The sequence below is a fragment of the Pseudomonas sp. EA_15y_Pfl1_P101 genome, from assembly GCF_963970835.1.
Taxonomy (GTDB): Bacteria; Pseudomonadota; Gammaproteobacteria; order Pseudomonadales; family Pseudomonadaceae; genus Aquipseudomonas; species Aquipseudomonas tritici.
On the sequence record NZ_CAXAPA010000001.1, the window covers coordinates 1 to 12,122 of the forward strand.

General features: G+C 60.8%; 12 protein-coding genes. 5 read left to right on the forward strand and 7 right to left on the reverse strand.

Annotated features, from left to right (window positions below):
• Window positions 1-241: 241 nt before the first annotated feature.
• The 5 genes from pdxH to dinG form a co-directional block, all read right to left on the reverse strand.
• Complete coding sequence (gene pdxH, locus AACY36_RS00005; protein WP_339418073.1) at window positions 242-889, reverse strand: pyridoxamine 5'-phosphate oxidase; 648 nt, start codon at window positions 887-889, stop codon at window positions 242-244.
• 27 nt (window positions 890-916) lie between these two features.
• Window positions 917-2,080, reverse strand: coding sequence for an OmpA family protein (locus AACY36_RS00010; protein ID WP_339427092.1), 1,164 nt, complete (start codon window positions 2,078-2,080; stop codon window positions 917-919).
• Window positions 2,081-2,223: 143 nt separating this feature from the next.
• The gene (locus AACY36_RS00015; protein ID WP_339418076.1) at window positions 2,224-3,369 is read right to left on the reverse strand and encodes a serine hydrolase domain-containing protein; all 1,146 of its coding nucleotides are present in this window, start codon (window positions 3,367-3,369) and stop codon (window positions 2,224-2,226) included.
• A gap of 82 nt (window positions 3,370-3,451) precedes the next feature.
• Window positions 3,452-5,749, reverse strand: a complete 2,298-nt coding sequence (locus AACY36_RS00020; RefSeq protein ID WP_339418079.1) for a beta-galactosidase — start codon at window positions 5,747-5,749, stop codon at window positions 3,452-3,454.
• A gap of 88 nt (window positions 5,750-5,837) precedes the next feature.
• Complete coding sequence (gene dinG / locus AACY36_RS00025) at window positions 5,838-7,982, reverse strand: ATP-dependent DNA helicase DinG (RefSeq protein WP_339418082.1); 2,145 nt, start codon at window positions 7,980-7,982, stop codon at window positions 5,838-5,840.
• A gap of 99 nt (window positions 7,983-8,081) precedes the next feature.
• Between dinG and AACY36_RS00030 the strand changes: the two genes are divergently transcribed.
• On the forward strand, window positions 8,082-8,546 hold the full coding sequence (locus AACY36_RS00030) for a CopD family protein (RefSeq protein WP_339418084.1): 465 nt from the start codon (window positions 8,082-8,084) through the stop codon (window positions 8,544-8,546).
• A 57-nt stretch (window positions 8,547-8,603) separates the two neighbouring features.
• Here the strand turns inward: AACY36_RS00030 and AACY36_RS00035 are convergent, their stop codons facing one another.
• A complete protein-coding gene (locus tag AACY36_RS00035) occupies window positions 8,604-9,362 on the reverse strand; it encodes a collagen-like protein (protein WP_339418086.1) in 759 nt (252 codons plus the stop codon).
• Between the two features lie 169 nt (window positions 9,363-9,531).
• Window positions 9,532-10,227 carry an OmpA family protein gene (locus AACY36_RS00040; protein WP_339418088.1) on the reverse strand — a complete coding sequence of 232 codons (696 nt, stop codon included), beginning with the start codon at window positions 10,225-10,227 and terminating at the stop codon, window positions 9,532-9,534.
• Window positions 10,228-10,417: 190 nt separating this feature from the next.
• Between AACY36_RS00040 and AACY36_RS00045 the strand changes: the two genes are divergently transcribed.
• From AACY36_RS00045 to AACY36_RS00060, 4 genes are read left to right on the forward strand one after another with little or no spacing between them, the layout of a single operon-like run.
• Window positions 10,418-10,915, forward strand: coding sequence for a DUF6231 family protein (locus AACY36_RS00045; protein ID WP_339418089.1), 498 nt, complete (start codon window positions 10,418-10,420; stop codon window positions 10,913-10,915).
• 4 nt (window positions 10,916-10,919) lie between these two features.
• Window positions 10,920-11,390 (forward strand): YchJ family protein, encoded by a 471-nt coding sequence (locus AACY36_RS00050; RefSeq protein ID WP_339418090.1) that lies wholly within the window; start codon window positions 10,920-10,922, stop codon window positions 11,388-11,390.
• 19 nt (window positions 11,391-11,409) lie between these two features.
• Window positions 11,410-11,892, forward strand: a complete 483-nt coding sequence (locus AACY36_RS00055) for an LEA type 2 family protein (RefSeq protein ID WP_339418091.1) — start codon at window positions 11,410-11,412, stop codon at window positions 11,890-11,892.
• A complete protein-coding gene (locus AACY36_RS00060; RefSeq protein ID WP_003189235.1) occupies window positions 11,889-12,089 on the forward strand; it encodes an SEC-C metal-binding domain-containing protein in 201 nt (66 codons plus the stop codon). The genes AACY36_RS00055 and AACY36_RS00060 overlap by 4 nt, the downstream gene beginning before the upstream one ends.
• Window positions 12,090-12,122 lie beyond the last annotated feature (33 nt).

A 12,122-nucleotide genomic window follows, 5' to 3' on the forward strand; every position in this document is an offset into this window, starting at 1 on the left:
GAGCGGTTGCCGCATGCATCCACGGCAGAAGACTACGAAGCGTTGTTACCGTGGAACTGCTCACCGGAAATGCCACGGTAAACGGAAACCGTACCTGATTGTAGGTGTGCTTGGTGGATCGCTTACGTCCGATTTGCCGAACTGGTTGAAAAAAGCCGCGCAGCAGCACACGCCCGAAGCCTCTGCGATAGAGACTTCGGAGTGATCGGCAACATTCAGGTGAGGTGACGAAAGGTGCGGCTCAGGGCGCCAGGCGTTCGCGGGTCCAGTCGGCCCCTTGCAAGCGATAGTTCAAGCGGTCATGCAAGCGGCTGGCGCGACCTTGCCAGAACTCGATGCGCTCCGGCAGCAAACGATAGCCACCCCAGTGCTCGGGGCAATCGGGTTGGGAATCGCTGAAGCGTTGTTCGGTGGCCTTGAGCAGGTCCTGCAGTTCTTCGCGGTCACGGATGACCTGGCTCTGCGGGGACGCCCACGCCCCCAGGCGGCTGCCCAGCGGGCGGACCTGGTAATAAGCGTCCGACTCCTCAGGCGTGACCTTGACCACCCGACCCTCGATGCGCACTTGGCGTTCGAGGGTCGGCCAGAAAAAGGTCATGGCCGCAAACGGCCGAGCCGCGAGCTGTTCGCCCTTGGCACTCTGATAATTGGTGAAGAAGGTAAAGCCCTGCGCATCCAGGCCCTTGAGCAACAGGATGCGGCAGTGCGGGCGACCGTCCTGGTCGACCGTGGCCAAGGTCATGGCATTGGCTTCCACCGGGGGCTGCTCGGTTGTCACCGCGTCAGCAAACCACTCGTGGAACAACGCAAACGGCTCGCTCGGGGCCTGGGCCTCGCTCAAACCATCCCGTGTGTAGTCACGGCGCATATCGGCCAGTGCCTGGGTCATGCGGCTTTATCCTTCTGGTTCAACAGATCAGTTTTTCGCCTGGTCGTTTGCCGGTGCAGCGGCCTTGGCTTTGGCTGGAGCAGGCTTTTTGGCAGCAGGCTTAGCCGGTGCTTTTTTAGCGGCTGGCTTGGCAGCGGCTTTCTTGGCAGCGGCTTTCTTGGCGGCTGTAGCCTTCTTGGCCGGAGCTTTGGCAGCCGGGGCCGGGGCTGGAACGTTGTGTACTGCAACCATTTCAGCCACCGGTGGAGTCTTGCCCGACTGATACTTGCTCAGCAAAGCCAGCATGGTGGTGCGCTGGGTAAACATGATTTCCATACGACGGTTCAGTGCGCGACCCTGAGTGCTGTCGTTGGCGGCACGTGGCATCATGTCGCCCATGCCGCGCAGCATCAGGCGGTCTTGCTTGAGGCCGCTGAGGCTGAAGATAGAGGCGATGGATTGTGCACGTTCCTTGGTCAGCACCTGGCTGGCCGGGGCGGTGCCGGTGGCATCGACGTGGCCCAATACCAGTACGGCGGTCTTTGGATCGGCTTCAACGGCCTTGGCAACGCGAGTGAACGGGCCGAGGGTGACGGGCAGCAGCATCGCTGGGCGTTTCGGGTTGTAGGAGCCGTCTACCGGTGCAATCACCACCAGCACATTGTCACGACGCTCCAGTTGCAGGTTGCTGTCCTTGATGGCGGCGCGCAGGCGTGGCTCATAGTCGTCCAGCCAGGCCTGAGTGATTTTCGGGTCGGGCATTGGTACGTTGGTCACGTCGACCTTGGCCAATGGCTTAGGTTTGCTTTCGAAAGGCCACCACCATTTGGTGTCGGTCTTGGCGACGACTGGGGCGGCGGCAGGTGCTGGCTCCGCGGCCTTGAGGTCGGCTTTCAGGTCAGCCTTGGCATCGGCAGCCTTTTCGTCGGCGCTTTTGAACGAGAACGGCCACCAGCTGGAGCCGGTGTCAGCCTTTGCAGTTGGCGCTGGGGCTTGCGCAGCAGCAGCGGCCGCTACCGGTGCTGCAGGCTTGGCGCCCGCAGCGGGCTTGGCATCCGGCTTGGCGTCGGTTTGGGTCACTGCGTCCTTGGTAGCGGCCTTATCAGATCCAAATGACCACCAATGCCCGCCCTCGGCATCATTTTGTGGAGTTTGTGCGCAGCCAGTAATAGTGAGGCACAGCGCCAGTGCCAAGGACTTGTTCGATAACATGAGATATCCACAAAATGAGAAAAGAAACGGGGGTCTGGGTGACCCGTTAAACAGACGCTTACAGAACATTAAAGTTACATCATTTCGTTCAGCGTCTTCTTATAGTTGCCTTTGTAACAAAAAAACGTGAAACAGCAAGGGGTTTACAGACAACCGGCCAATATTCCGACCAACTTCTGTGCCCGCGGGTCCATTAGTACATAAGGCCCCAATGTATTAGTCACGAAACCAAACGCTACATCATGCTCGGGATCGGCAAACCCGACCGAGCCACCCGCACCGGGATGCCCGAAAGCACGCGGGCCAAGGCCGAAGGTGGCGTTGGGCAACTGCGGTTGGTCCAACATGCAGCCCAGGCCAAAACGGGTTTGTGTCAATAATGTTTTATCCGGCCCGATACTGTGTTCACGGGTCAATTGTTCAAGCATGTCGGCCTCCAGCAAACTACCGTCCAACAATCCACTATAAAAACCCGCCAGGCTACGTGCATTACCGTGACCATTTGCCGCTGGCTGCTGCATACGCCGCCATTCAGGTTTATTAGTGCTGGTCAGAATAGACGGAGGATTGGCAAAAGCACGTGTAGTCATGGCCTCAGGTTCACGCATCATTACTTGCAGTAAACGTTGTGCGGCCTCATCGCCCCTATTGCCTTTGCTGCGCGCTATATGTGCGACGCGATAAAACTCTTCATCGGCCAAGCCCACATGAAAGTCCAGCCCCAATGGCCGTGCAACCCGCGCCACGATGGACTCTCCCGGCCCGCGCCCATCAGCGCGACGCAGCAATTCACCCACCAACCAGCCGTAGGTGATCGCCTCGTACCCATGGCCTTGGCCCGGCGTCCACCAGGGTGCTTCGGCCGCCAGTGTGTCAACCATCAGTTGCCAATCGTACAGGGCTTCAGTAGGCAGCATCTGGCGGATCGCCGGCAACCCGGCCTGGTGGCAGAGCAACTGGCGCAGGGTGATGGCTTCTTTGCCTGACGCCGCAAATTCCGGCCAGTAGTTGGCGACCGGTGCATCCAGTTGCAATTTGCCTTCGGCCACCAGTTGCAGGGCCGTAACGGCGGTAAAGGTCTTGGTGCAGGAAAACAAGTTGACGATCGTATCGCTGTGCCAGGCCTCGCTACCGTCCTTGTCGGCGGTACCGGCCCACAGGTCGACGACGGTTTCACCGCCGATCTGGATGCAGAGCCCGGCCCCGCGCTCTTGCGGGTCATCGAACAACGCGACAAAGGCTTCACGTACCGCTTCGAACTGGAGTTCGTAATGACCCTGGATCTGCACCTGAACACCCTCGGACAACACAGCAAAAAGTGGCCGACATTGTTCCAGCCCTTGTGGGTTTTGTGAACCCGTCAGCACTCAATCAATGACCATTTCCGGAGTGCCCACCGGCATTCCCGGCGCCCTGCACCGGGCCTTTGCCTCCGTGCCCGGCCCTGCCCCCTTCGCTTTCGCGCACGGCACCGGCCGCCTTGGCCTTTTCTGCCTCTTTGCCGAGTTGATCGACCGCCGCCAGGTTACTTTTGCGCACGCTTTCAACAAAACCCTGGAACGGTACGTCGGTGATGCCCACCAGGCCAAAGTGGCCATTTTCACCGTCGAGCAATCGACCGGTCACCGGCTGGTCCAGGTACTGGAACCAATGCACGCCGACAATCGACGGCTCGGCCATGGCCTGCTTCAAGAAGTTGCCGTAAGCCGTGCCACGGTCTTCTTCCTTGGCCAACTGCGTCACGCCGCCCCAGAACGGCCCACGATCGGCCGAGCCAAAGTTGAATTCGGTGATCAGCACCGGCTTGTCCAGCGCACGCAACGCGGCAAAGTCATAGCCGTCCTGTGGCTTAAGCGTGTACATGTTGAAGCTCAGCACATCGCAATACTGCGCGCAGGAGGCCACGGCTTCCGGCGTGCTGACCGCATAACGGCCACCCAACAGCAGTTGGTTGGGGGCGTGCCATTTCAGCGAGTCGGAGATGGTCTTGAAGTAGGCATCCGCAAACGTCTTCTGGAAGTATTGGAAGTCAGCTTCGATTTCCGGGTGCTCAGGGTTGGGAATCGGCGGTTCGAAGCCCGGGTCTTCCATCAATTCCCAGCCCTTCAACTCGATGCCCCAGGCTTTCGACAGGCCTCCTTCGTTACGGTATTTGTCACGCAGTTGTTTGAGGAAGGCGCGCTTGGCCGGTACGTCGGTGGTCATGCGCAAGGTGCCGTAGGCCAAGGCGTAGCGGGATTTAGCATCATCGCTGGGACCGGCCCAGGCCAGCTCGTTGTCGGCAAAAAAACCGACCAACCACGGGTCGTTACGGTGATCGCGGGCGGCGATAGCCACGGCGCGTTCGGTGGCCATGGCGAAACGCGGGTCGAACGGGTCGGGCATGCCACCCCACCAGTCGGTGCCGGTGCTGATGCTGGCGTAGTCACCGACGATCGACAGCGGCAAGGTGTAGGGCACACGATTGGCAGTGGTCAAATCCTCGTCGCTCCAGTTGCCTACGGTGTTGAAACCCCAGGCTTGCAGGCGGTCGAGGGCATGGGTGACCCAGCGTTTTTGGTCGAAACCGTCACCGCCATACGTGCGTTGCAAGTTGGCGCCGTAAAAGTCATACCAACGACCGGCACCAAAGCTACGCCCTTCGCCTGCACCGTTACCGGTACGGTTGTCGCCGCTGCCGTAGTACTTGTCGAAGGGTTCGCCACCTTTAGGCAGCGCCGCGAACATCCATTCACGGCCGGCCACATAAGTCTGGCTGTTGTCCGGGGCCACAGTATTGACGCCCAAGGAGTAGAACGGATGCCCCTCCGGCGTCACCAGGTACCAGCGGCCGTCGCGTTTTTCGGTGCGGAAAAACCCACTGGCGTCGAACGCCGGGCCTTTGTTCCAGCCGCCGTACTGGTCCAGGGCGGACTTATCCCGCGTGGCCAGCCAGCCCTGAAGTTGCTGTTGCTCCTTGGCCGCGGCGGCTTTGAGTTGCCCGTCGCCGCTGACTTTTTCCGGCCAGCGCGCCCGGGCGGATTGACCATAGGCATCCACCAACTCGCTGTAGGCCGCCTTCAACACCGGCTCGCTGTCCTGCACGCCAAAGCGCTCCAGCAAGATGCTCTGGGCGGCGTTAGGCTTGAGCATTGACAAGGTCACCGAAACCACCTGGCTGCGGTCAATTTCACCCACGCTGCCGGCCAGCAATACGCGCCGGCCGTCCACCGTGATCGGCATCGGCGGGCCAGCCTTCATGCCCTGGCTCAACGGCGAATTGGCTTGCAGCGGGATCAGCAAGGTCTGGGCCGGACCGGCTGGCAAGTCAATGCGACTGACCAGGGTGCGGCCATCGCTGCTCTGCACCTTGACATAGAGGGTCAACGCCCAGTCCATCGCACTCTGGATACGCAAGCTCATAGCGCTCGATTGCGACCAGTCCCAGGCGCCGCTTTGCGGGCTGAGCACCAGGCTCGGTTCGGCCGCCGGGTTGAAGGTGATGCGACGCAGCACTTCGCCTTCGGCGGTCTGTTCGGCGTTGTATTGCGGCAGGCTGGCGTCCTGGGTCGCCACCTTGACCACATCGGCAGGCCGGACGAAATTGAACAGCGTTTGTTGCCCCACAGGCGCAGCCATCAAGGGCGCTGTAAACAGCAGGGCAAAAAGAGCGGGCAGCGTGCGAATCATACGAGCAAGGTTCTCCCAGGCGGCTGGTGAATGGCCTGATGACATAATTGAGATAGACCACGAAGTGGGCGAATCCGCCCACGGTGGCTCAAGAAATTTCGCGCCTGAACGGCGGCAAGGCATTAAGGATAGCCTTGCCATAGCGTTGGGTGACCAAACGGCGGTCGAGCAAGGTGATGGTGCCCCGGTCTTCTTCGGTACGCAGCAAGCGACCGCAGGCCTGGACCAGCTTCAAGGAAGCATCCGGCACCGAGATTTCCATGAACGGATTGCCACCCCGTGCTTCGATCCATTCGGCCAGCGCCGCCTCGACCGGATCATCCGGCACCGAGAACGGGATCTTGGCGATCACCACGTGTTCGCAGTAGGCACCGGGCAAGTCCACACCCTCGGCGAAACTCGCCAGGCCGAACAGCACGCTGGAGTCTCCACCGTCGACCCGCGCCTTGTGCTTGTTCAGGGTTTCCTGCTTGGACAGGTTGCCCTGGATAAACACTTGCTTGCGCCAGTCACGGTCGAGGCCGTCGAAAACGTCCTGCATCTGCTTGCGCGACGAGAACAGCACCAGGGTGCCCCGCGAGCCTTCTACCAGCTCCGGCAGGTCGCGGATGATCGCGGCCGTGTGGGCGGGGGCATCCCGCGGGTCGGCCTTGAGGTCCGGCACCCGCAACACACCCGCGTCGGCGTGATGGAACGGGCTTGGCACTACCGCCGTAACCGCTTTTTTTGGCAGGCCGGCACGCATGCGGAAGCGATCAAAAGTACCCAGTGCGGTCAGCGTGGCCGAGGTCACCAGGCAGCCGTAGGCCACGTTCCAGAGGTTGCGCCGCAGCATTTCGGCCGCCAGGATCGGGCTGGCGTTGACCTCGATATCAAACAGTGCCCCGCTTTCGGACAGGGTCAGCCAGCGGGCCATGGGCGGGTTGTCTTCCGGGTCTTCGACGGTAAAGGCGGTCCACAACTCCCAGTTGCCTTGGGAACGGGAAAGCAGACTGCCGAACAGCGGGTACCATTCTTCGGCCTGGTTGCTGGCGATGCCAATGTTGACCTCGCCGTCCATGCCTTCCTTGAGCAGGTCAGTAAGGCGGGTGAACAGGTCGGTCAGGCGCGAGAAGCCCTTCTTTAACTCGATGCCCATTTCACGCATGTGTTCGGGGATCAACCCACCGACGAAACGATGACGGGGTCGCTCACGGCCCTCGACGTCTTCACCGGGCTTGAAGTCAGCCACCTGTTCGCAGGCGCTGAACATGAATTGCTGTTGGGTCTTGATCTCCCTCGCCAGCTCCGGCACTTGTTCGATCAGCTTGCCCAGGTCGCCGGGCAGCGGGTGCTGGGCCAGCAACTTGGTGAGGTTCTTCGCAGTGGTTTCAAGCCAGTCGGCGGTTGAGCGCAGCCGCGTATAGTGGGCGAAGTGGCCGATGGCCTTGTCGGGCAGGTGATGACCTTCGTCGAACACATAGAGGGTGTCGCGCGGGTCAGGCAGCACGGCGCCACCGCCCAGGGCCAGGTCGGCCAGGACCATGTCGTGGTTAGTGACGATGACATCGACCTTGCCCATGCCTTCGCGCGCTTTGTAGAAAGCGCACTGGCCGAAGTTGGGGCAATGGCGGTTGGTGCACTGGCTGTGGTCGGTGGTCAGGCGCGCCCAGTCGGCGTCTTCCAGCGCGGTGGGCCAGCTGTCGCGGTCGCCGTCCCATTTATTACCGGCCAGCTTCTCGATCATGCTGGTGAACAGCTTCTGGCTGACTTCATCCACTTCGATCTTGAAGCCTTCTTCTTCAAACAGCGACGCCGTGGCGGTTTGCGCGTGGCCTTCCTGCAACAGCACGTCGAGCTTGGACAGGCACATGTAGCGGCCACGGCCCTTGGCCAGGGCGAAGGTGAAGTTCAGGCCGCTGTTGCGCATCAGGTCAGGCAGGTCTTTGTAGACGATCTGCTCTTGCAGGGCGACGGTCGCGGTGGCAATCACTAAGCGTTTGCCGGCAGCCTTGGCGGTAGGAATCGCAGCCAGGCTGTAGGCCACGGTCTTGCCGGTACCGGTGCCGGCCTCAACGGCCACGATCGCCGGGTCGCCACTGCGCCGGCCTTCGTCGTCGGTGTCGATATCCCCGAGGACCTTGGCCACTTCGGCGATCATCAGGCGTTGGCCGTAGCGCGGTTTCAAGCGCTTGGCTTCGAGAAAACGCGTGTAGGCGCCCTGGATCGTAGTTTTGAGTTCAGTGCTGATCATGGATAGTCGGGCGCAAAAAACGCTGGATAAATTTTCAGTGGTTCGGATCGGCCGCTATCATACCCCGCTAATTAATCCTGCGCAGAACGGAGTACCTCAATGACTGTGTTTAGCCTCGTTTATACCCTGCATGTACTGGCTGCCCTGATCTGGGTCGGCGGCATGTTTTTCGCCTGGATGATCCTGCGCCCCGCCGCTGTGGCGGCGCTTGAAGGCCCTGCCCGGCTTAAGCTGTGGGCAAATGTATTTCAACGTTTTTTCGTTTGGGTGTGGGTCGCGGTGGCGATTTTGCCGATCAGCGGAATTGGCCTGTTGCACCTGCGCTTCAGCGGGTTTGAGACGGCACCTCGCTATGTGCAGGTGATGATGGGGTTGTATCTGGTGATGACGGCGCTGTTTATCCGTATCCAGGCGTTGAAACTCCCGGAATTGCGCACGGCAGTGGCGGCTGAGGATTGGCCGGCGGGTGCGGCGGTACTGGGTCAGATTCGCAGGTTGGTGGGGATTAACTTGATTGTGGGGTTGGTGGTGGTGGCGATCGCTTCGGCTCGGCCGATGTTCTAATAGTGTGCTTTAGGGCTTCTTCGCGGGCAAGCCCGCGAAGACGTCAGCCCCAACGACTCACAGCCGCTGAATGGTCACAGTACCCGCAGGCCCCGTCGGCCCAGGCTGCCCTTCCAACCCTGGGCGGCCCTTCTCGCCGCCATCAGCGCGGTACACCACACAGCCTTTGGATTGCCCGCCTTTGCCGGGTTTACCCGCCGTGCCCGCTAAACCACCGGCGCCACCGTCGACCCAGACCTTTATCTGCTCAGTCGGAAAACTCTGCGGCAATTCGACCCGCACCTGTGCACCCGCCGCTCCCGGAAGGCCATCCCCGCCGTTATCACCATTGAAACCCCGGCCCGCCGAACCCCAGGTGCAACCTGGGTCTTCACCATTGGCACCATCCAGCCCGGCATAACCCTGGGCACCGGCGCCGCCACGGGCGTCCACCGAGAGCTCTTCAGCGTTCAGCGAATTGATGCGCAAGATCAAATCACGCCCAGCCTTGGCAGGCTTTTCATGGGTACCGGGAGCACCGCGCGAAGTGATCTGGCTGCCGTGATCCAACTGCGCATGGCGCACCTGCAATTGCAGCGCAGTGCCGCCGGGCACGATGGCGATACGAGCGTCACGCCCCAGGTGCAACTCATCCACCGTGACTTGGCTGATGGTGGAAGGCACCAGCAAGGTGCCGTAGTCCGCCACGTCCAGGCGCTCCAGTTGCAACACGCTGGTGCTGCTGGGCAGGCGCATCAACGAGTTGGTTTCAACACTGACGCTTTGCGCCAGGGCAACGGGGCTGACCAACACGGCCAACAGTAAAACCTTACGCATATGAAGCTCCCCGGAATTATTACAAAAGCTATTTCAACTTATTCTTTCGACGCACATTAACGACTTCTACCGGCGTTTTGCCAGTGAAGGATCAAAAAAGTTAACAAAGGGGAGACTTCAGCGAAAGTTGCCAGCAATGCCCCTGTGGAACCCACAGGGGCAAGGGCCGTCAGCGGTTGATCTGGATTTCCGTACGGCGGTTCAAGGCACGGCCTTCAGCGGTTTTATTGTCAGCCACAGGCTGGCTCTCACCCGCACCCGTCACCGCCACAAAAGCGCTGCGTGGCACACCCGAGCCGACCAGGTAATCCGTCACCGAATGCGCGCGCTTATCCGAGAGCCGTTGGTTGTAGGCGTCTTTGCCCACGCTGTCGGTATGGCCGGTGACACGCAGTTGAGCGCTTGGGGCTTCCTGTTTCAGGCGGGTGGCGATGATGTCGAGCTCGGTTTTATCCGCCGCAGTCAGCCTGGCCGAGTCGAATTCAAAGTGCACATCGCGAATCACGATGGTTTCTTCCTTGACCACCACGACCTCCTCAACCACGGCCGCTGGCGGCGCAGGCGGGCACCCATCGGCATTTACCTGCACGCCTTTTGGCGTGCCCGGGCACTTGTCGCGGCTGTCTGGCACGCCGTCGCCGTCTTCGTCGCCATCGCCGTGCACCCAGCAATAGGCGCCGGCCATGCCACCGATCAGCAGCGCACCATAGCCTGCATAGGCCGAGCTTTCAGTGGCACCGATCGCCGCGCCGGTCACACCGCCAACGGCGGCACAGGTGGGCCAGTCGGTTTTTTGCAAACCTGCGCAACCTGTCAATACTCCGGTTAGCAGAACCAAGGGTAGAGCTGTCCGCATGATGCTCATCTGATTTCTCCTGAGGGGATCGGCGGGGGCCGATGGGTGGAGTAAAGACGGCTCTTTTCATCTTCGCCACTGCGCCGTCCCCCTGTATTCATTGAGGTTCGTTGCTACTGTCGGACTTTTCGCTGCCGCCCGCTCTAGGCCCGCACGCTCAGCCGCGCTAGTCTCTACGGTCCTGATGTGAGGATCTCTGATGACCGCTGGTATTTCTGCTCGTACACCCCAGCAAGCCTTGGCCGCCTTGCTTGATCTGCACCCGCCAAAACGCCTGTTGCTGTTGGGCGCCAGCCAGTTCCCGGCGCTGGAGGCTTTTAAAAAGGCGCACCCGGATACCCAGGTGTCTATCGCGGCACCGGGAGCCTTGCCGGCGGAGCTTGCCGCACAGCGGTTTGACCTGGCGCTGGTGGTGGACTGCCTGGAGCACCTGTCAAAACCACAAGGCCTGACGCTGCTGGGCGGCATCCGCAACCTCAATGCCAGCCGCATCGCGGTACTGGTGGACCTGGGCGCCTGTGACTGGAAAGACACCGACTTCTTCTCCCTGGCCTTGCAGGCTGGTGAGCGTTTCCAGCGTGATGAGCAGGTTCTGACGCTGTTTACTTATGATCTGCTTGACTATAAACAAGTACCGGACTGGCTCAACGCCCGCTTTTGGGCCAACCCGGAAAACTTCGGAAAGTACTGGTGGTAACCCGATGAGCACACCCATTTGCCCCTGCGGCAGTGGCAACCTGCTGGATGCCTGCTGCGGCCATTATCACGCCGGGCACCCGGCACCTTGCGCCAGCGCGCTGATGCGCTCGCGCTACAGCGCCTACGTGCTGGGCCTGGTGGACTATCTGGTCGCCACCACCCTGCCCGCCCAACAGCCGGACCTGGACCGCAATGCCATCGGCGCCTGGAGCGCGCAGAGCACCTGGCTCGGCCTTGAAGTGGAAAGCTGCGAGGTGTTTGGCGGCCAGCCGGAACACGCCTTTGTGACCTTCACCGCACGCTGGCATGACAGCACCGGCGAACATAGCCACCGCGAGCAGTCCTCTTTCGTACAGAATGACGGGCGCTGGTACTTCATCGACCCGACAGTGCAAGTGAAGGCCGGACGCAACGATCCGTGCCTGTGCGGCAGTGGGCAGAAATTCAAGAAGTGTTGTTCCAGCTATCTCTAGCCACCACAGGACTCACGCCATGCTCCGGATGTACAGCTTGATGCTGGCGTTAACCCTTGGTTTGAGCGGCTGCGCGTCGTGGTTCGAAGACGACTCACCGCCGCCGCACGTGTCCCTGGTGAAAGTCGAAGTGGTGCGCGCCAAGCTGCTGGAGCAGAAGTTCAAGCTGTTCTTTCGCGTGGACAACCGTGACGACGCCGACCTGACCGTGCGCGGCCTGATCTACAAGGTCAGCCTGGGCGACTTCGTGTTGACCGAGGGCGAGTCCGACGAGTGGCTAACCGTACCGCCGCGCAGTCATAAGTTTTTCCGGGTGTCGGTACGCACCAACCTCTGGCCGCAGATCCGTGATGTGGTGCAGATGCTGAAAAACCCCAACAAGCCTGTGCCGTATCGCCTGGAAGGTGAGTTGAAAACCGGATTATTCATCGGTTATGACGTGCAGGTGAACCACAATGGCGAGATAATCCCCGGCGATTTTATTCCGGAGCGACATCAATGACTCAGCAACCCCATGTCCATGGTCCTGACTGCAACCATGATCACGATCACCATGATCACGACCACGGCCATGTCCACGGCCCGAACTGCGGCCACGCTCACCAGGAGCCTGTGCGCAATGCGTTGAAGGACGTGGGTCGCAATGACCCTTGCCCGTGCGGCAGCGAGAAGAAATTCAAGAAGTGCCACGGGGCGTAAGCCACGCTGAAGATCCAAATGTGGGAGCGGCGG